The 18,146-nt window shown below is 65.3% G+C and carries 21 protein-coding genes; 9 read left to right on the top strand and 12 right to left on the bottom strand.

The window, feature by feature from the left end:
• Positions 1–162: 162 nt before the first annotated feature.
• Positions 163–2,175: a relaxase/mobilization nuclease RlxS gene (rlxS, locus tag BLS81_RS09280; RefSeq protein WP_176787110.1), complete on the bottom strand. Its 2,013-nt coding sequence runs from the start codon at positions 2,173–2,175 to the stop codon at positions 163–165.
• Positions 2,176–2,442: 267 nt separating this feature from the next.
• Between rlxS and BLS81_RS09275 the strand changes: the two genes are divergently transcribed.
• Complete coding sequence (locus tag BLS81_RS09275) at positions 2,443–3,087, top strand: DUF6088 family protein (protein ID WP_093223292.1); 645 nt, start codon at positions 2,443–2,445, stop codon at positions 3,085–3,087.
• Positions 3,087–4,130 (top strand): nucleotidyl transferase AbiEii/AbiGii toxin family protein, encoded by a 1,044-nt coding sequence (locus BLS81_RS09270; protein WP_093223290.1) that lies wholly within the window; start codon positions 3,087–3,089, stop codon positions 4,128–4,130. Before BLS81_RS09275 ends, BLS81_RS09270 begins: the two co-directional genes overlap by 1 nt.
• A gap of 380 nt (positions 4,131–4,510) precedes the next feature.
• Here BLS81_RS09270 and BLS81_RS09265 read toward each other — a convergent pair whose 3' ends face one another.
• The 9 genes from BLS81_RS09265 to BLS81_RS09225 form a co-directional block, all read right to left on the bottom strand.
• Positions 4,511–4,828 (bottom strand): hypothetical protein, encoded by a 318-nt coding sequence (locus tag BLS81_RS09265; RefSeq protein ID WP_256326161.1) that lies wholly within the window; start codon positions 4,826–4,828, stop codon positions 4,511–4,513.
• Between the two features lie 376 nt (positions 4,829–5,204).
• Entirely contained in the window at positions 5,205–5,819 is a 615-nt protein-coding gene (locus tag BLS81_RS09260; RefSeq protein ID WP_371128264.1) for a lytic transglycosylase domain-containing protein, read from the bottom strand.
• Positions 5,807–6,379, bottom strand: a complete 573-nt coding sequence (locus tag BLS81_RS21060; RefSeq protein ID WP_256326160.1) for a S26 family signal peptidase — start codon at positions 6,377–6,379, stop codon at positions 5,807–5,809. Before BLS81_RS21060 ends, BLS81_RS09260 begins: the two co-directional genes overlap by 13 nt.
• Positions 6,372–6,665 carry a helix-turn-helix transcriptional regulator gene (locus tag BLS81_RS09250; RefSeq protein ID WP_371128263.1) on the bottom strand — a complete coding sequence of 98 codons (294 nt, stop codon included), beginning with the start codon at positions 6,663–6,665 and terminating at the stop codon, positions 6,372–6,374. The genes BLS81_RS21060 and BLS81_RS09250 overlap by 8 nt, the downstream gene beginning before the upstream one ends.
• 333 nt (positions 6,666–6,998) lie before the next feature.
• Positions 6,999–7,319, bottom strand: coding sequence for a DUF736 domain-containing protein (locus BLS81_RS09245; protein WP_093223287.1), 321 nt, complete (start codon positions 7,317–7,319; stop codon positions 6,999–7,001).
• 611 nt (positions 7,320–7,930) lie between these two features.
• Positions 7,931–8,251 (bottom strand): hypothetical protein, encoded by a 321-nt coding sequence (locus BLS81_RS09240; RefSeq protein WP_093223286.1) that lies wholly within the window; start codon positions 8,249–8,251, stop codon positions 7,931–7,933.
• A 164-nt stretch (positions 8,252–8,415) separates the two neighbouring features.
• A complete protein-coding gene (locus tag BLS81_RS09235) occupies positions 8,416–10,278 on the bottom strand; it encodes a ParB/RepB/Spo0J family partition protein (RefSeq protein WP_093223284.1) in 1,863 nt (620 codons plus the stop codon).
• 83 nt (positions 10,279–10,361) lie between these two features.
• Complete coding sequence (locus BLS81_RS09230) at positions 10,362–10,778, bottom strand: DUF2958 domain-containing protein (protein WP_093223283.1); 417 nt, start codon at positions 10,776–10,778, stop codon at positions 10,362–10,364.
• Positions 10,775–11,854, bottom strand: coding sequence for an ArdC family protein (locus tag BLS81_RS09225; protein ID WP_093223281.1), 1,080 nt, complete (start codon positions 11,852–11,854; stop codon positions 10,775–10,777). The genes BLS81_RS09230 and BLS81_RS09225 overlap by 4 nt, the downstream gene beginning before the upstream one ends.
• Before the next feature lie 853 nt (positions 11,855–12,707).
• On the opposite strand from BLS81_RS09225, the gene BLS81_RS09220 reads away from it, so the two are divergent.
• On the top strand, positions 12,708–13,076 hold the full coding sequence (locus BLS81_RS09220; RefSeq protein WP_093223280.1) for a DUF1413 domain-containing protein: 369 nt from the start codon (positions 12,708–12,710) through the stop codon (positions 13,074–13,076).
• Positions 13,077–13,556: 480 nt separating this feature from the next.
• On the opposite strand, the gene BLS81_RS09215 is transcribed toward BLS81_RS09220, so the two are convergent.
• Positions 13,557–14,027: a DNA -binding domain-containing protein gene (locus tag BLS81_RS09215; RefSeq protein ID WP_176787109.1), complete on the bottom strand. Its 471-nt coding sequence runs from the start codon at positions 14,025–14,027 to the stop codon at positions 13,557–13,559.
• A complete protein-coding gene (locus tag BLS81_RS21280) occupies positions 13,927–14,343 on the bottom strand; it encodes a transcriptional regulator domain-containing protein (protein ID WP_371128262.1) in 417 nt (138 codons plus the stop codon). Before BLS81_RS21280 ends, BLS81_RS09215 begins: the two co-directional genes overlap by 101 nt.
• A gap of 259 nt (positions 14,344–14,602) precedes the next feature.
• Between BLS81_RS21280 and BLS81_RS09210 the strand changes: the two genes are divergently transcribed.
• The 6 genes from BLS81_RS09210 to BLS81_RS20405 all read left to right on the top strand — a co-directional run bounded on the left by BLS81_RS09210 (position 14,603) and on the right by BLS81_RS20405 (position 18,142).
• Positions 14,603–15,370, top strand: coding sequence for a LuxR family transcriptional regulator (locus tag BLS81_RS09210; RefSeq protein ID WP_256326159.1), 768 nt, complete (start codon positions 14,603–14,605; stop codon positions 15,368–15,370).
• Between the two features lie 26 nt (positions 15,371–15,396).
• The gene (locus BLS81_RS09205) at positions 15,397–16,041 is read left to right on the top strand and encodes an acyl-homoserine-lactone synthase (protein ID WP_371128261.1); all 645 of its coding nucleotides are present in this window, start codon (positions 15,397–15,399) and stop codon (positions 16,039–16,041) included.
• A gap of 12 nt (positions 16,042–16,053) precedes the next feature.
• Complete coding sequence (locus BLS81_RS09200) at positions 16,054–16,932, top strand: phytanoyl-CoA dioxygenase family protein (protein ID WP_093223738.1); 879 nt, start codon at positions 16,054–16,056, stop codon at positions 16,930–16,932.
• A complete protein-coding gene (locus BLS81_RS09195; RefSeq protein WP_176787108.1) occupies positions 16,929–17,531 on the top strand; it encodes a GntR family transcriptional regulator in 603 nt (200 codons plus the stop codon). Before BLS81_RS09200 ends, BLS81_RS09195 begins: the two co-directional genes overlap by 4 nt.
• 109 nt (positions 17,532–17,640) lie before the next feature.
• Positions 17,641–17,772: a benenodin family lasso peptide gene (locus BLS81_RS20410; RefSeq protein WP_143023338.1), complete on the top strand. Its 132-nt coding sequence runs from the start codon at positions 17,641–17,643 to the stop codon at positions 17,770–17,772.
• Positions 17,773–18,010: 238 nt separating this feature from the next.
• Positions 18,011–18,142, top strand: a complete 132-nt coding sequence (locus BLS81_RS20405) for a benenodin family lasso peptide (RefSeq protein ID WP_176787107.1) — start codon at positions 18,011–18,013, stop codon at positions 18,140–18,142.
• Positions 18,143–18,146 lie beyond the last annotated feature (4 nt).

Genomic DNA, 18,146 nt, shown 5'->3' with positions numbered 1-18,146 from the left:
GCCCAGTTGCCTTGGGAGCCCTCCATAGAGGGAGATATCGTTCAGACCGGGCCTCTTCTGTCGTAACATCGGCATATCTCGTCACTATCAGCTTCCGGCTTCGGTCGGCAGTGCCCGCAATAGTGTGAGGTGCAGTCGAGGAGCGGTCACGAAGCAGCCAATTCACGAAATGCTCGGCCCGCTCCGACCGCGCCCGATCGACCAGCTGATGCCGTCGCCGCGCATCAATCCCGAGACCGATTTGCCAACCTGCCGCTCCAGCACCGGACGCCACGGTACGAGCGTGAATTCCCGGGCGCGTTCGATCAGCGCGAAGCGCCCGCTGGCGAGATCGACCGAACGGCGATAGACGCCCTCGATCCGGGCGCCCTCGGCAGCTTCCCGGAATGGCATTTTCACCTCGTCGGCGAGCTGGCCTGCAACCCGCAGTAGTTCGCGTCGCTGCAGCGCGGCGATCATGCCGTTCGAAAACGTCGTGCCGCCGCCCGCCTCCTCGGCAAAACCTTGCGCCACCAGCCACTGCCGGCGACGCGCCTGGGCATCCCGTAGTTCGTGACCGAACCCGGCATCCCGGATGGGCACGGGCGCGGCCGAAACAAGCTCGCGGTCGATCCAGGTCGCGGCGTCGGTGTTGACCAGCCGATCGAGCGGTTGCGCTGAAAGCAACGAGATCGCAACCGGACGATCCTGCATCCTCGCCGCCTCATGGGCCGCCACGCGGTCGAGGTGGTCCGATGCAATGATCCAGCGCCCGGACGGCTCGCGCTCCACGATGCCCGATATCCGTCGCATCGCCTCCAGCCGCCGGACATGCGTCTCGGCGAAGGCCTGGGTGGCGGTCGGATCGTGGCGCAGATGCGCATCCACATCGTAGCGTCCGCCATTGGCGGCGGCGACCGCGGCGATGGTCCGATCCACCTCCCGCACTGTCGGGCTGACCGGATCGATCCGCACAATCGCACCACGCGACAAGCTGACGTCGGTTTCCGTGCCCCCTTCGACGAAGCTCAGGGCAGGCTTGCCGATCGCCACGTAATGGCTGCGCCCATCCACGCCGTCGATGATCAGATACTGGCGATCGGCATGCTCGTCGGCGAGCCCGCGCGCCAGCACACGGCCGACCAGCGGACGGGCGTCGGGTGCTCCCGGATCATAGATCGTCTGGTCGGCCGGTGCCCGGGCGATCGCGGCGCGGGAAAATTCGCGCTGCATCGTGCGGATGATGTCGCCGCGTTCGCCCAATGCGCGGAGTGTATCGGCGAGGTTGGGCGCGAGCCGGAAGCGACCGGCGCCGAACGGCTCGGCCAGCCCCAGGCGCGACAGCTTCGCCAACCGGCCAGCGCGCAGCGTCTGGTCGAAGGCGTCGCGACCGTTGGTCGCTACCACCCGCTCGGCGTCCGCCCCCTTGAGCAAGGCCCGGTCGATCGAGGTCAGCCGTTCCTGCTCGACTTCAACACGCAGTGTCTGCGCGATCTCGCGGTGGGTGCGAGGCCCCAGGTCTAAGTCGACCAGTTCGGCGGCGCGCTCGCGGATACCCGTCGTCATATAATCGCGGGCGATGACGAGATCGGCGCCACGATCATCCTTGCCACGCACGACGATATGGGTGTGCGGATGACCGGTGTTGAAATGGTCGACCGCGACCCAGTCGAGCTTGGTCCCCAAGTCCTGTTCCATCCGGTCCATCAGCCGTCGCGTCAGCGGTTTCAGGTCATCATATTGATCGCCGTCTTCGCAGCTGACGATGAAGCGGAATTGGTGGCGATCGCTTGTCCCGCGTTCGCCAAACGCCTTGCCATCGACGGCATCGGCGTCGCGCCCGTAGAGCGTGCCACGCTCACCCTCGCGTGTGGTGCCGTCGCGCTGGAGATAGCGCAGGTGCGCGGCGGCGGCCGATGCGCCCTTGCCGGCGAGCTTGACGATGCTTGCCTTGACGATGACACGGCGCCCGTTCGAAGCCGCATGGCCGCCACGGCTGGCGAGCAGCCGCCCGACACCCGCGCCGCGTCCGATCCGGGTGCCCGAGAAGGCCCCGCGCGCGGGACCGGGCGCGGCAGCGCCGCCGTACGCAAGATTGGTGGCAGCGATCACGCGGCTAAGATATTTGCGCGCGTGCTTCGCACCACGCGCTTTCTGCAGACCGAGATGGGGTTCGAATGCGTCGTCGTCGATCATTGGAAGATATCTCGGGCCTGGATCGATCCCAAGCATGTCGCAGTCTCTGAACGGTGAAAATCGGTGCCGCCGCCGAAGCCGTAAATCAGCGGTTTTCGCGTAATGACGGCACTGGCCGGGTAACCGCAGAGTTGGTCAATGTCGGTTTGACAGGTGATTCGGATCAGCGCTCTCGAGGTTTTCTCGCCGCGTTTGTCCGAAATATGCTCACATTCTTCGGACAATATTGGTTGTGATATGTCCGAAGAATGTGTACGGATTTCGGACATGCCCGACCTTAAGAGTGACATCAAGGGAGCGATCCAGCACCGCGTCGATGATGGCGCCCAAGGCAAGGTCTGGACCGTTGCCGATTTCCTCGACCTCGGCTCGCGCGACGCGGTCGACAAGGCAGTGCAGCGCCTCGCCAACGCTGGGCAGCTCCGCCGCATCGACCGCGGACTCTACGACCGGCCGAGCTGGAACCGGCTTACCCAGACCAGCAATCCGCCCGATCCGCGCGGCGTGATCGATGCGATCGCCCGACGCGACCAGATCCGCATCCTTGTCGACGGCATGACCGCCGCAAACGACCTGGGACTGACCACCGCGGTCCCGGCAAAGATCGTCGTTCACACCGATGCCCGGCTGAAGCCCGTCCGACTCGGAAATCTGGAGATCACCTTCAAGCCCACCGCGGCCAGCAAACTATATTGGGCGGGCCGTCCGGCAATGCGCGTCGTGCAGGCCCTGCACTGGTTGCGCGACACCGGGATGGACGACGAGCAGGCCGTTGGCATTCGCTGGCAGCTCCACACCGTTCTCGACAACGACAAGACCGGCACGATCCGCGCCGACCTGCGCGACGGTCTCACCACGCTGCCGGCATGGATGCAGGACTTCCTCAAACCCATCGTCCAGAGCAGCGCATGATGAACCCAGCTTATGACCGGATCCTGGCGGCAGACGACGAGACCCGGGCCGGCTTGTTCACGACCACCGCGCAGCGTCTGGGCACGACGCCGCAAAATGCCGAGAAGGATTTCTGGGTCTGCTGGGTGCTCGACGCCTTGTTCAACGGTCGCGTCGATGGCCCCAGATTGCTCTTCAAGGGCGGCACGTCGCTGTCGAAGGGGTTCGGATTGATCAGCCGCTTCTCCGAGGATATCGATGTCACGGTCTTCAGGGACGATCTCGGTCAGGCATATTCGGTCGACGAACTGGCCAAGCTCAGCGGCAAGAAGCGCGAGGCCGCGCTCGACGCGATCAAGACCGCTTGCGCCGCCTACATCACCGGACCACTTCTCGCCGAACTCAGCGACATCGCCGCGCGGGCGAGCGACCGCAACGGACTGCCGGCGGGCGCGCTGAAAATCCTGCCCCATCCCAAGGACGACCAGACCTTGCTGGTGCACTATCCGACGGCAACCCCGTCGGATGGCTATGTCGACCAGCAGGTCAAGATCGAGTCCGGGGCAAAGTCGGCGCTCGCCCCCCACTCCACTCGCATCGTCCGGCCATATGTCGAGGCGGATGCGCCCGGGCTCGATCTCGCCGTCGCCAACGTCACCGTTGTCGATGCCGAACGCACCTTCTGGGACAAGGTCGTCATCCTCCATGGCCAAAGCCAATGGTTCATCAATCGCGGCGACCTTCAGGGCGGCGGGAACCGGGTTTCGCGGCACTATTACGACGTCCACACGCTGATGACGTCAGAGGAGGGCAAGCGTGCCATGGCCGATCCGGCGCTCGGCGCCGATTGCGTCGCGCACGCGCGCATGTTCTTCGATCGCAAACCCTACAATCTCGCCATCGCCCAGCCCCCAACCTTCACGCTGGTACCCGAAGGCGACATGTATGACGTGCTGCGCCGCGATTATGTTGCCATGTCGGCGATGATCTTCGGCCCCCCGCCACGCTTCGATGCCGTCATCGAAAGCGTCACCGCGCTCGAGGCAATCGTGAACCGGGTCTAGCCGCCACCGCCTGAAACCGTCAGGGCTGCGTTCGGATGAGCAGCCGACGCGGGGCGCCATTGCGCTCAAATCCCGTGGAGACGCTGGCGATGCCGGGCAGTGCCGCACAAGCCTCTGAAAGAACATGACAATCCTCGGCGATGACCCCGGCGCAGCTACCCCAGTGCCGTCGCCTCGAGAGAAAAATGATGTGCAGACAAAGGCTTATGGCGCGCCAGTGCCATAGCTTTATCTTGCCTTACGCCGCCCTCCCGTCAGACCCGCTCCTCTCGCTCATTTTCGCCGTCCTGCTACCTACCCATGTCGACTGAGCCGAGGCAAAAAGACGCCGGGACACGATGCCTGTCCGGCACCCTGTCCCGGCGTTTTCGATGCCCCGATCAGCGCGTGATTGCCAACGCTTCGCGGGCCTGGCGTTCGCTTCTGAAGCTGCGCCGCCCCATCACTCCATGCGTGTTGCCATCGCCATCGACGATGCTCACCGCCACGAACCAGCGGCCATCCAACCGCCCCATGATCGCCACCCGATCGAGTTCGAAATCCTCCTCGTCGATGCTCTCGTAAGCCCCGAGCCAGCGCTCCGACACCCTCGCATCCCACAGGAAATCGCTCTCCTCGGCCTCCAGAAACCGCCGCGCCAGCGCCTCGCCAGCACCGCGCCCAAACTCGAATTCGAGCCCGGCAACCAGCGTCGCCACCACGCGATTTCGTGTCTTTGGCCGACGCCGCCCCGATGGATTGAAACATGGTCATGATCGCCTCCTTCGCTTGAAATCCTCCTCATTGAGGACAGACATCCGAAGACGGGTGGCGGAGCGGCTGTCAGGGCCGCTGGAGGCGAAGCCGGAAGCGCCGCGTAAGCGGCGGCGGAGGAACCGATTTTGTTGCGCTGAAAACAAACAGACTCGCCTGCGCAGCAGGCTCCGGCTCGCGGCAAAATTGGAGGGGCCGCCGGCCTTGCACAGCCGCTTCGCCGCCCGTCATGCTGGGCCTTGCCGAGACGAGCCCCTCCAACATCCGCTGGTCGCAATGCCCTCTCAACCGGCGCTATGTGACGCTGCCGGATATGCTGGATCAGCGGGGTGCGCGAACCGCGAACAGGATATCAGGCGGCTCATCCGGCGCGCGCGATGGCGATGGATCGGCCGATGTGTTGTTAGTCCGGAGCGCAATGAACAATGCTGGTGGCGGCCGCCGCGGAAGGGATCGCAACGACACCAAAGGCGTGCCCGACACTTGCGCGAGATAAACGCGCGTCTCGGTCGGCAGCGCCCGGCCCGTTGCGAGATGGGCTGCATACCGGCCGGGACCGGCATTATAGGCGGCGAAGAGTCCGGGATAGCCGAAGCGGTCATACATCACGCGCAGATAGGCCGTGCCGGCGAGAATATTGTCGTGCGGATCATGCGGGTTGCGCCCGAGGCCGTGCGCCGCGCGCATCGTCGCCCAGGTCGCCGGCATCAACTGCATCAACCCCTGCGCGCCCGCGTGGGATGTGATAGGCCGCCCGCCAAGCATGGTCTGGCCGCCGCTTTCGGCGCGCATCACCCGCTCGATCCACACCACGGGCACGCCGAACCGTGCCGACGCCTCGACGATCTCGGCCTGCCAGCGATCGAATGGATCGGCGGCGGCAGGGGTCGCGATCACCAGCGGAATGGCGATCACCAGCGTCCTTAGCGTAGCCACAGCGGAGTCGCCTTGCCGACGACATCCTGCGCCAAGGTTGGACCGAAATAGCGCCCGTCGAACGAGTCCGGGGTCTTGGTCATGAGCAGGAAGACCATGCTTGGGGCCAGCCGGATGCATCCTTGCCATGCTGGTAGTGGACGCCCCGCTGCATCGGCAGTGCGGCGTTTGGCGACCGGCCGACCGTTGACCGTCACCACGCGATCCACGCCACAGATCGTGTCTCCGGCAATGCCGACGACGCGCTTCACCAGCGGCACATTGGCAGGCAGATAGCGGCGGCTCGCAGCCAAGTGCCGCACTTCGACCGGTGGCCAGGCGATCACCATATCGCCGCGTTCAAGCGTCGCGCCAGGCGACACGGCATAGAGGCCGATGGGTGCGCTGGCAGTCGCATTCCAGACCAGCCGGGGCAGCGGCGGTAGCGCGATGGTGAGGCCGAGGCAGGTGATGCCGACGCCGAGCACTGCGGCGCGGCAGCGCAGCGTCATGCGCCGTGCGCGGGCGGCGCGCAGCGCGTGGCCCCACGCGAAAAGCGGCAGGTCGCGGCGCTCAACCACGATCGCCTCCGCGCGCACGGGCCGCCGACCACGCCTCGATATCATCGATATGATAGCGCCAGGTGCGGCCATGCAGGCGGCATTTCGGACCCGTTCCCGTCTGGCGCAGGCGCTTCAACGTCGAGTAGGCGAGGCCGAGATGAAAGGCCGCCTGCTTGGCGGTGAGGAAGGGGCAGGTTTCGCGCACAGCCTGCGCACGTTCGGCAGTATCGTCCATGATAACGGTCCATCTGGGCCGGCGCATCGTGCGCCGGCTGATGAGCGCGGATTGGATCGATCCGGCCATCTTCGGCAGGGTCGCAAATCGACCCATGCGATTCCGACCCCCTCGTTTCGGACCGGCGGCTGTGCTGCGCGCCCTCGGCGGACACGGGGCGGTCCGCTCCGTCGGCGGGGGTCCAGATGATCGGGAAGGTGCCTCGTAGCGCCCTGAAACGGGGCGTCCCGAGGCTCGATTCGTATAAAGCGGTGTGGGTTGAACCGGGTGGCACGGGCTTTCGTCCGTGCAACGGAAAGCGGACGGTGCAGACGCCCCCGCCTGCAGAGTCCCTCGCGAGCGATGGCAAATCCGGCGCACCGCTTAATGCCCCGCGCCCTCGTGGAGCGCGGGGCGGTTCGCTCAGTCGGCGGGATTCCAGATGATCGCGAAGGCGTCATCATCGTCCTGCCCGGCGGCGCGGCCGAGATTGGCGTAGAGCCGGCGCGGGCCGAATTCGGGCGCGGCGAGCGACAGCGACACATAGTCCTTGCCGCTCATTTCGCCGCGCCGGACCCATCCGGCCCCGACCTCGACGCCTGCCGCCGACACGCGATAGTCGGGCTGGGTGTCGCCGGACTTGCGAGCGTTGGGAATGATCTCGATGTCGGTGCGGATCGAGAGCGTCTTGAGCTGGCCCTTGAAGCCATTTCCGTCGCGGGTGACATAACCGATGGCTGGCATTGTTCGTCTCCTGAAAAGTCGCCCCGAACCGTTTCCGGGCGATGGGCGGACCGGAGGGACGGTCGAAGCAGGCCCGCGAACCGTCAGGCCGGAGCGGCAGCGGAGGACCGGAGCCGAAGGCTTATTTGAAGCGCAGCGACCGCGAGGAGCCCGCCCTGGCGGGCGGGGAAATAATCCGCACGGCGATGGTTTCGCGGGACTGCGGCCGTCCCAGGTCATGCGCCCGAGGAGCCGGAAACGGTTCAGGCACGGCAGCAACGATGACGACCATGCCGCCGGTGCATCCCGCGCGAGGGATCAGGCGAGCACAGCGCGGACGCACCACCACGCTATCGGATCGACCGTCCAAAATGCACGCACGGCGGACGCCGCCGACATCGCCGTCGGCGTGGCCGAGGACGACAGGACAGGGTTTCGGGTCTGCCGCGAAAGGAGATAGAGGCCCGCACGATGTCGATGATCGTCATCCGCCTGCCGCCGAGCTTCGCCGCACTTCTGATGATCGCCGCTGCGCCTCGTGCGAATGTTGAGCGCAGTCTATTTATGCTGCGGCGTCATTTGCCTGCCGTAAGGCAGCCAGGCCGCAGGCGCAGGCGACTTCGAACCTTGGATCAGCCCCGCAGCTCGGCACACAAATCGTCAAACAGGTCGAAGAATCGGCGCTCCAACTCGCCCTCGCTGAGCGAAAATACGGCGGCGGTACGCGACAGTCCAAGCGCTGTAGCCGCGGCAACTGCATCGGTCTGATAGCGGGGGTCGAGATCGCGCGCGGCTGCTAGGTCGCCGGCGTTGCGCATGCTGTAATCGGTGATCCAAAAACAGTGGATCAGGCGCTCGCGCGGGGTGAGCGCGGCGACGCCGACGGCAGCCTTCTTCTCGATGATTGCGTGACCGCTGTCGATCAGCCACGTCTCATTGTCATCCTCAACCATGATAGTCCCCGCCCCGTCTCCGCCTTTCCTAGCCATACCATTGCTCGGACACCAACTGGCTTTGGTCAAAGAGCCGCGCGCCCGAGCCCGTCAGGGCGAGGGCGCGCGGCCGGATTTTGAGGGTCGGAAAAGAGGGGAGCGGCTTTCGCCGCTCCCACCGATAATCACGCCGCCAACCGCACCGGATCGGCTTCGTCCCCCGGTTCCACCGACGCGACCACCGCGCCGGGTGCACTCGGGTCTGGCTCGTCATCGCCGGGCCGTTCTCGCTCGATCTGGCGCGCCGCCTGCGCCTTGGCATGGGCCGCGACGGTGCCGACGCCGCCGCGCGCCGTATAAGCGGCGGGCGGGAACGCCATCCAGCGCGGCACCCAATTCTCGCGCCGGTCGCGCCCGTTGGTGCCGTCGAGATGATCGCGGACGATGCGTTTCAGGATCTTGGTCTTCTCGCCCGCATTGGCGCTGGCGACGGTTTCGCCCGCCACCTCGGCGACGATCCGGGTCAGCACTTCCCGATCGCGGATCAGCTCGAAAAAGGCATCGTCGGCCTGCCAGTAGCGGGCGATATCGACGCCGATCTCCATACCCACCGCCTCGACGGCGGCGCTGCCTGTCGCGAGAGTTTCGCCCATGACGATGGCGATCACCTCCAGCACCACCGCATCGGGAAGGTCGAGCAACCGCTGGAAGATGCCGACGACGCCATAGTCGTCGCCATTGCCCCCGGTCACGGTCGGTTCCTCGGCGGAGAAGCCGAGAACCGCCAGCACGGCACGGCGGCGCTCGTCGAAATCCGCCTCGGCCTTGCTGTTGTCGAGGCTGTCGCGGACTTCCTCGTTGCGCGTCGATTGCGGCTCGGGCGTGACGCGCCACAGGTGCGATCCGCCGATGGCATGGGCCACCATCAAGCGCAGTGCGATGGCCGGATGGCCGGTCAGCGCGGCGCGGACGGTGGCGTGCCGATGCAGGTCGACATAGGTCTGCATGGTCGATGTCACCTCGGGCCGCGCCACTTTCTGGCCGGCCCCGGTCCCGTTCTCCGATCCCTCGGCCTTGGCGATCCGACGGGCTTCTTTGCCGGAAACATAGCCTTCATGGACGATCACCTCGCCGGTGGCGCGCACGTCGATATAGACGCGCCCGCCCTTGCGCTTGCCCGCTTTCTCATATTCCCATGTCGAGAAATGATCGGACGGCGGCACGATGATCGCGTCGGCCCAGCCCTGTTCGACATAGGCGGCGCGGCGCGCCTCGATTTCGGCATTCTGCGCCGTCCAGAAGGCATCGGCATTGGCAACATAGCGGTCCTCGCCGAACAGGTCGGCGATGGTCGCAAGCCCGCTTGCCTCCACGTCGAACAGCGCATGTTTCACCGGGATCGACTGCCCGCCGAACAGCCATGATTTCAACTGGTGGCCGGTCGGCAGATAGGCATTCTCGTCGTCGGCGAGCGCCAGCCATTCCTTTTGCTGGCTCTTGGACGCCATCGTCAGATGGCGCACGGTCACCGCGTCGATCCGCTCCTTGCGGTAGAGGTCGCGAATGGCCGGAAGCAGGTTGCCGAGCGCCAACACCCGTTTGACGGTGAGGTCGGGCAGTCCGAACGTCGCGGCGATGTCTTCCACCTTGCGGCCCTCGCGGACGAGGCGGGTAAAATTCTCCCATTGCGTCACCTCGTCGGGGTCAAGCCGCGCCATATTCTCGATCATCGACGCCTCGATGGCGGCGGCGTCGTCGCCGTCGTCGAGGATCGCACAGGGCATCGGCTCTGTTGTGGTGTCACCGGCCAAGCGCCGTTCCTCGGCGACGATCTTCGCGGCGTGGAAGCGGCGGCTTCCGGCGACGATTTCGAAGCCCCCCTCCCGGTCATCGGCGCGCGCGCTATTGGGGCGGACGATAACCGGCTGGATGACGCCACGGCTGCGCACGGTCGGCAGGATGTCGGACACGTCCGGGGCCTTTTTGCCATAGCGCATGTTGGCCTTACTCACGACCAGCTTGTCGAGCGGGATAAAATCGAGTTTCATGTCAGCACTCCTTGTGAGTGCCGGTCCGTCGCTCTTTCCGGGGTTGGCGGACCGGCTTGCAAAGCGGCGTTACGCGCCGCGCGTCATCCGCCTTTCACCTGCTTGGGATCGGTCGGAAGCTCGGGGATCGGCGCGGACTCGATGCGCCAGATGATGGATTGGGCTTGGCTGATCGATCCGGCGCGGCGCGCGGTATCAGCCCAGACCGACAGGCTGACGGTCGTCGCAAAGCCGATATCGCGCTCGATGCCGAGGCCGAACGACAGCCGGATGCCCGCCAGTTCGGACAGGCTGAAACAGCCAAGTTCGGGGCAACCGAAACCAAGATCGGCCAGCCCAAACAGGGTGTCGTCATCGTCATAAAGCTCGGTCGCAAGCCATGTCGCCGCGCCCAGCGGGTTGAAGAATTTGACGGCCGGGGCGGGATCATGATCGCTCTCGGCGGAGCGGTTGGCATTCACGCGCAGCCCGGCGTGAAGCTCGGGGGTGAGCAGGATCATGCCCCCTCCTCCGCCATTCCAACGATGCTGCGCATCGCCGGAACCTTGGGCGTCGTCGCCCTCCGTTCGCCGGTTTCGTCTCGGGTAGCCTCGGCTCGGGCTGCGGCGTGCCGCGCCAGCAGCCAGTCGGCGGCCTTGCTCGCGGCGCTGGCGGCGCGGAAGATCGCGCGGTTATCCTCGCGCAGCACGTCCAGCCAACTGCCGAGATAATCGGCGTGGCGGACGGTCGGGACGATGCCGAGGGCCGCGCAGAGAAAGGCCGAACCCATTTCGGCAATCAATTCCTCGCGGGCATACTCCTTCGATCCGAAGCTGCCCGCGAGGTTCCGGTTCAGCCGCGACGTGTGGCCGCTGCCGTGACAAAGTTCGTGCAGGCAGGTCCGGTAATAGTTGATCTGCTCGAAAAAGGCCGGTTGCGGCGGCACTTGCACATAATCCTGCGCGGGCACGTAAAAGGCGCGGTCGCCGCCGACGCGGAACTCGATGCCGCTCGCCGCGATCACTTCCTCGGCGACCGGCACGATCTGGCGCGCGGGCAAGGGGACCGGATCGGGTGCGAGGCCGGGGCGCAATCCCTCGCACTGCGCGACGTTGAACACAGTAAAGCGTTTCAGGAACGGAATGGTCTTTGCGTCGCCGCCGGTTTCGACGGCGCGCGCCTTTTCGGCTTCGGGGGTGAAGCGGTCGGCATAGACGACGGTGGTGCCGCGCTCGCCCCTGCGAACGCAGCCGCCCGCCTCAAGCGCCTGCTTGAACGTAAGCCAGCCCTGCGAGGGAAAGCCATGCTCGATGACTGCGCCCCACAGGATCAGCACATTGACGCCGGAGTAATGGCGTGCGGTCAGTGCATTGTGGGGCAGTCCGGGCGCTGTCCCGCCCGGACGGCCCCAAGGCTGCGCCCAAGGGAAGCGGCCTGCCTCAAGCTCGGCGATGATCCGCGCCGTCACCTCGTCGTAAAGGTTCAGGCGGGTCGTTTCGGGCTCTGTCCCCGTCTTGGCCGGGGTTGGTGTTCCGGCACTGGATGCCGAGGATTTCCGGCCCTTGCCGCGCGCGCGGACGGTCGTGGGAGCACGCATTGTTTACCTCCTGCACCGCCTCAAAACCACCATGGCCTCCCCCGGAAGCGGGGGTGGGCGGCAAGATGCGAACCGGAGAGGACCGCTTGAGCGGACCCGGCACCCGAAGGGCCGCAACGTAAGTGAAGGAGCCGGGCGCAGCCCGGCTTGCCGGGGACGCGAGCGGGCCTAGCAGGGAGCGCCGCCCACTCCCGCGGCACCGGGAGAGGCCACCAACAGCGCCGCCGCGCCAGCGGCGACCGCAGCACTTCCCGGCGGCGTAGCCGCCGCCAACAATAGCTGGCCCCCCGGCCGGCGCGGGCGGATGAGCGGTGCAGGGTCGGGCTTCGCAAAGCCAGGGCGGCAACCGTCGACCGGCCGCGAAACCGGGCGCACCGCCCGACCGAGAGGCCGGAGTGCCTGCGGGGCCGCCATCAGGCGCCGCACCCTGTCCGGCTGCGGGGGGCACCCCACAAAGTACTACTTTGTGGGGTGCCCCCCGCAGCAGTCCGGCAGTGTGCGTCCTCAGCCCCGCTCCATCAGGTCAGCGGACGCTGATCCGCGCCAGCCGATCGTTACCGCCAGGCCGAGACCCGGCAACGGGGCTCGGCGGCGAGAAGCTGGCTTCGAGCCGTAGAGCGCGGTCGCGCCGCTTCACCGGCGCGAGGCGCCAGCCCCATAATCACACGGTATCTGTTTCGGATCACGGCGATGCCGGCTGTGCGACAGGTCTGACGAAGCAGCTTAACCGCCCCCGATCCCATCGCCGCTGCAACAGGCACAGCGGCAATTTCAGTGTGTGCTGCCAACGAAACGGCCTTGTGGACTGTCCAGACATATATTAGGGCACTATGATAATTAAGGTACCAGTGAAATGAAGATGATCAAGACGATAGTCGACGAGCAAACCTATGCATCGCTCGCTAGCAAACGGAAGGCTGAAGGCTTACCGAGCATCTCGGCGCTCTTCCTCAAAAAGTGCGGTGTGCTCGACGATGAGCGGGAGGCTGGCGAAATCAAGCGGCGGGCGTTGCGCCTTGCTCTCAAGAAGCCGGCGGGGGTTCCGTTCAGGTTGCAGGAGTTGTTCCCGCCGGCGCGATGGGATGCCTTCAGCAAGGGCGCCCGTCTGCGTGCCGGAAAGATGTTCAAAGCTGAAGTTGACGCCGCTGTGGATGGAATCAGGGCGATCCACAAGTCATCATCGAACCACCAATACTATGTGCGCCACGGGGACAGCGCATGAGCAGGAGTTCGGATCTTATCCGAAAGCTCATCGACATCGTTGAAGACGCCGGAAATGAGATTCCTCTCGTGGAAGATGTCAAGATCACTGAGGATCTTTGCCAGATCCTGTGGCTGACGAGGGTAATTTATTGACAGACGTTTTGAGAAAGACATCCGCATCGATCAGACAACGCACCTGCGGGGTCGTGATCCACCCTATGTTCACGTGCTCGGGCGAAAGGAAGAAGTGGTCGTAGTGAACTTTATGGAACGGGAAGCCACGGCTGCAAAGGGCGACTGCACGCAAGGGATGCCGATGCGCTCCGCAGCCAAGGTTTTGACATCAGGCCTGACTGGATCGTCGAGTGGTGGATCTTGCCCGACATGGGTCTCGATCTGCTGCTGGGCTGATGTCGTGTCTTCAAATTGGCGGCACGCCGAACTCAACTGGACTTTGACGGGTATAGGCGTCGCCGCTGTCACGCGGTGAACCGGCAAATCAGCGCCTGCGCCGCATCAACTGGCGATAACCGCCGTGCGCCATCGTCCTGGCCTCACGGACCAGTCGGCGCACCCGTGAACGGAGCGAATCAGAAGTTTCAGCCCAATCGCGCTCGATCCGCTCGTCGCCGAACAGCGCCATGCCGATCTCGCGCTGGCTTGCGCCGTCCTCCAGGGCATCATGCACCCGCAGTATGTCGATCCCGCGATCAATCCAGGGATCGCGGGGGAACAAAGACCGCGTGAACCGGCGATGGCGGCACAGATCGAAAAATCGCCGCAGCGGCAGCAACCGGGTTTCGGCCGAGGTCAGGCCGTACATCCGATAGTGTAGCAGGACCGCCTCCTGGCCTGCCAACTGCCCCTCCTCAATGTCGAGCCGGATATGGCGCCAGCCGTCGGACAGGACGGCGTGCTCGCGCCCGGCTGTGTCGATCGCGATCGCAAGCCACGGTTCGATCCGGCCCACGCGGATGCTGTCGGGGTTCGACGGATCGGCGGGGATGGCGGTGACGCCGATTGTCCCGGGATCGAGATCGGCATGCCAGATGAGCCGCGCCTCCGGGGCCGGGAGGTCGGGATGTTCCGCGAAAGTGCAGCCCCCAGGGCATGGCGTCGTCGGCGCCGCGCGTTGCGGTGCTGGCGCGCGTGTACCAGCCGACATAGCAGGGATCGCGGCGCAGCCATTCCCACATCAGCCCGGCCCGATCGATGCCACGCAAGCTGGAGTAGGGCCGCGGATCGCGCCAGTCGAACCCCGGGCGCGGAGGCCCATATCGCGTCACGCGTTCTTGCGCTCACGCCGAGTCGCGGCGATCTTCCGGCTATTCACATCGCATCCGTAACGATCTGGCGCGCCACTGATGCGATTCGCCGACAAGCAGGTTCTTTGCAGCTGCGAGCGTGATACGATGTTCGCCTGACGCAACTTGCCGGACGACGGCTTGAGACACCGTTTTCCGGCCTCAGAGATGAGGAAAGGGCGGCCCAGGGGCGTCCGGTGGCTTGAGACACCGCTCCGGACCGCGTTGGTGCCCTATGGGCATGGACAGGATGGCGGCGCAGTTCACGCGCGTCGTCGAGGCGGCCGGCAACGTTCACGATCTTGGACTCGCGATGACGGCGATAACCGTTGAACTCGGCTTCCAGTATTTCGCGCTGACGCATCATGTCGATGTCATCGCGGAGCGCGGCAGTGCGATACGGCTGCACAATTATCCGGGGCGCTGGGCTGACTATTATGATCGCAACGCGCTCGGGGTGTCGGATCCGGTTCACCGCGCAAGCCACATGACCAGCGTGGGTTTCCCCTGGTCGCGGATGCCCGAAATGATCCCGCTGACGCGTGACGATCTCCGCGTACTGGCGCTTGGCCGCGACCAGGGCATAGGCGACGGTTTCACGGTGCCGGCGCATGTCCCGGGCGAGGCGCGGGGCTCCTGCTCGTTCGCCAACGAGGCCGGTCGCCCGATCCCGCACAACATGCTGCCGCTGGCGCAACTCGCGGGGATGTTCGCGTTCGAAGGCGCGCGACGACTTTGGGCGATGCGCAGTGGCCTCCGAATGCCGCCGCGCCCGATGCTGACCGACCGCCAGCGCGACTGCGTGCTCTGGGTCGCGCGGGGCAAGAGCGACTGGGAGATCAGCTTGATCCTGGGCGTCGGCGAAGAGACTGTCGCGCGCCATATCAAGCAAGCCTGCGAACGATACGGCGTGAACAAGCGGACATATCTGGTGATCCTGGCGCTCTTCGACGGAACGCTGACCTTCTCCGATATCTTTCGCCGCCGATATAACCCTTTTCCGGAATAGCGGGCTGACCCGCAGCAGGGCGACCCTTGGCCGATCACGGTGAAGGAGCCCGTCACATGCTGCATGTTGTTCAATCCGCCGCGCGCCCGGTTTCGGACGCTGTCCTGCGTTCGATGTTTGCGGCGCGCAAATCCGTCTTTGTCGACCTGCTCAAGTGGGACGTCCCGGTCCTCGATGGTTGCTATGAGATCGACCAGTTCGACGATGTCCACGCGACATATCTGATCCTGGCCGCGCCGGACGGAACGCATCTCGGATCAGCGCGACTGCTGCCGACGACCCGACCGCACATTCTCGACAGCGTCTTTTCGGGGCTGTGCGACAGTGGCCCGCCGCGTGGTGCCGATACGTTCGAGATCACCCGCTTCTGTCTCGATCGCCGGCTGCACGCGCGCGAGCGGCGCACGGTGCGCGACACGTTGGTGTCGGCGTTGGTCGAGCACGCGCTGGCGTCTGGCATCACCACCTATAGCGCGATCGCCGAGATGGGCTGGTTCCAGCAGATCCTGGCATTCGGCTGGCGTTGCACGCCGCTCGGGCTGCCGCGGATGATCAACGGCACGATGCTGGGAGCACTGCGCATCGAGATCACGCCGGAGACACCGGGCCTCCTTGCGAACGGCCGCAGTGTCGCTTCCGCTTTGCGCACCGACCATCTTGCGGCCGCTTGAGGGAGGATGGTCATGACAATGATCGACCTCTCCCGCGAGATCACCCGCCACGCCGCCGATCTCATCGCTCAGGGCTATTGCATCCTTCCGGACGCACTACCGCCTGCGATCGTTGCCGCTCTCGATGCCGACCTCGCCGGGGATTTCGCTCGCACGCCGTTCGGCCAGGGCGGCTTCTATGGCACGATGACGAAGCGGTTCGGCCGCCTTCTCATCCGGTCGCCGCACGCGGCGGCGGTGGTTCAGCACCGTTTGATCCTCGGTATCGTCGAGGCGGTGCTTTCCCCCTGGTGCGATCGGATCCAGCTCAACACCACCCAGGCGATCGCCGTACATTCCGGCGCACCGGCGCAGCTCCCCCACCGCGATCAGGACATGTGGCGCGGACCGGTCGGAAAGATCGAATATCTCGTCAACGTTATGTGGCCGCTGACGCCTTTCACGAGCGACAACGGCGCGACAATCGTGTGGCCGCGAAGCCATGGTGCGCGCGCACTGGAAGCGGAGCCGGGCGAATCACCGCTCGCCGCCGAAATGGCGCCGGGCGCGGCGCTCGTTTTCCTCGGTTCAACGCTGCATGGTGCCGGCGCCAATCGGACGGGCGTGGTGCGGCGCGGTCTGGTCGTCGGCTATGCGCTCGGCTGGCTCAAACCGTATGAGAACCAATGGCTCGCCTATCCGCCCGACGTCGCGCGCCATTTTGCGCCGGAGCTGGCCGCGCTGGTCGGCTATCGCCAGCATCGTCCAAATCTCGGCAATTTCGAAGGTCAGTGTCCATCGGTCCTCCTCCGGGACGATGTGCCCGACCATTTAGCGGCGATCGACGCGCTTCGCCCCGATCAAGAGGATCTGATGGCGGTCTATCTCGAGGCCCAGCGCCAGGCGTCGTGAACGCCGCCGGCGCTACCGCCGGGCGCGTCTACGACGCGCTCAAATTGTGCATCCTGTCGGGAGAGATCCTGCCGGGCGAGCGGCTCGAACCCGCCGCGATCGCCGATCAGCTCAGTAGCAGCGTGACGCCGGTGCGGGATGCGTTACATCGGCTCGAGGGCGAGCGGCTGGTCTATACCCGAGCCAATGAAGGGTTCCATCTGCCGATCGTCACCGAGCCGGGCTTACGGGATCTTTATGTCTGGAACGCGCAGTTGATACGGCTGATAGCGCGGGCGTGGTCCGACGGCCCAGCGACGCGTAGCGCCGATGCGCTCCCGATCGATCTGCACCGCGCGACGCGCGCCTTTTTCGAGTTGTTCGCGGCGCGCTCGAGCAATGCCGAACATCGCGAACAGGTCGACCACGCGAGTGATCGGCTGGCCGCCGCACGCGTGGCGGAAGCGCGGGTTCTGGACGGCCTGGAAGAAGAACTTCGCGGTCTCGCGGTCCTGTTCGACCACGCGGGGACTACTGCGGTCTTGAAAGGCGTCGACGCCTATCATCGCCGCCGGCTGATCGCTACGCCTCGGATCGTCCGAGCACTCTATCGGACGTGAGCACGCGGGAACATTCGCGATATAATTACCATATAAAATTCGGATATTCGAGCGCCGTTTCTAGCCTCACCATGCTGTCGCCTTTGGCAGCGAGAAGAGGAGACGTGATATGGAACGCGAAACCGAAGCGACGTCGGACGTGATCGATCTCGGCATGGCGAGCGCCGTGACGCTCGGCGGTCAGGGCGTGCTGCTCGACATGATCAGCGGCGACAAGACCGCCGGTCTCACCGACGAATGACGGGGTGGCGCGCGGTGGAAGCCGCGCGCCGCTTTGCTGCGCAAATTGTCGTGTACCACACACCGATGGCCCGTGATCCTGCCACGCCCCGTCGCCGCTGCGGGCGAGCATCCAAGTCAGCGCCGACCAGATGGGACAACATTCCCGATATATTCACGGTATAAACTTTGGATAGCCTGGCACCGCTCTTAGCCTTCTCGGTGCTGCCAAACCCGGCAGCGACATGAGGAGACGTGACATGGAACGCGACACCGAAATCCAGTCCGACGTGATCGATCTGGGCTCAGCCAGCAGCGTGACGCTCGGCGGCCAGGGGGTCCTGATCGACTTCATCAGCGGCGAAGTCGTCGCTGGCCTCTCCGACGACTGAAGGG

Origin of the sequence: Sphingomonas sp. NFR15 (assembly GCF_900103265.1) — a bacterium.
Lineage (GTDB): Bacteria > Pseudomonadota > Alphaproteobacteria > Sphingomonadales > Sphingomonadaceae > Sphingomonas > Sphingomonas pollutisoli.
This window is presented reverse-complemented; position numbering and strand designations above follow the sequence as displayed.

What these genes read in the sequence shown, in the direction of transcription:
- BLS81_RS09240 (WP_093223286.1), bottom strand. Translation starts at nt 8,251, where the DNA reads ATGGTTGAGGATGACAATGAGACGTGGCTGATCGACAGCGGTCACGCA.
- BLS81_RS09250 (WP_371128263.1), bottom strand. Translation starts at nt 6,665, where the DNA reads ATGGCCGGATCGATCCAATCCGCGCTCATCAGCCGGCGCACGATGCGC.
- BLS81_RS09235 (WP_093223284.1), bottom strand. Translation starts at nt 10,278, where the DNA reads ATGAAACTCGATTTTATCCCGCTCGACAAGCTGGTCGTGAGTAAGGCC.
- BLS81_RS09245 (WP_093223287.1), bottom strand. Translation starts at nt 7,319, where the DNA reads ATGCCAGCCATCGGTTATGTCACCCGCGACGGAAATGGCTTCAAGGGC.
- BLS81_RS09230 (WP_093223283.1), bottom strand. Translation starts at nt 10,778, where the DNA reads ATGATCCTGCTCACCCCCGAGCTTCACGCCGGGCTGCGCGTGAATGCC.
- BLS81_RS09225 (WP_093223281.1), bottom strand. Translation starts at nt 11,854, where the DNA reads ATGCGTGCTCCCACGACCGTCCGCGCGCGCGGCAAGGGCCGGAAATCC.
- BLS81_RS09210 (WP_256326159.1), top strand. Translation starts at nt 14,603, where the DNA reads ATGGACAGGATGGCGGCGCAGTTCACGCGCGTCGTCGAGGCGGCCGGC.
- BLS81_RS20410 (WP_143023338.1), top strand. Translation starts at nt 17,641, where the DNA reads ATGGAACGCGAAACCGAAGCGACGTCGGACGTGATCGATCTCGGCATG.
- BLS81_RS09200 (WP_093223738.1), top strand. Translation starts at nt 16,054, where the DNA reads ATGACAATGATCGACCTCTCCCGCGAGATCACCCGCCACGCCGCCGAT.
- BLS81_RS20405 (WP_176787107.1), top strand. Translation starts at nt 18,011, where the DNA reads ATGGAACGCGACACCGAAATCCAGTCCGACGTGATCGATCTGGGCTCA.
- BLS81_RS09275 (WP_093223292.1), top strand. Translation starts at nt 2,443, where the DNA reads ATGCCCGACCTTAAGAGTGACATCAAGGGAGCGATCCAGCACCGCGTC.
- rlxS (WP_176787110.1), bottom strand. Translation starts at nt 2,175, where the DNA reads ATGATCGACGACGACGCATTCGAACCCCATCTCGGTCTGCAGAAAGCG.
- BLS81_RS09220 (WP_093223280.1), top strand. Translation starts at nt 12,708, where the DNA reads ATGAAGATGATCAAGACGATAGTCGACGAGCAAACCTATGCATCGCTC.
- BLS81_RS09270 (WP_093223290.1), top strand. Translation starts at nt 3,087, where the DNA reads ATGAACCCAGCTTATGACCGGATCCTGGCGGCAGACGACGAGACCCGG.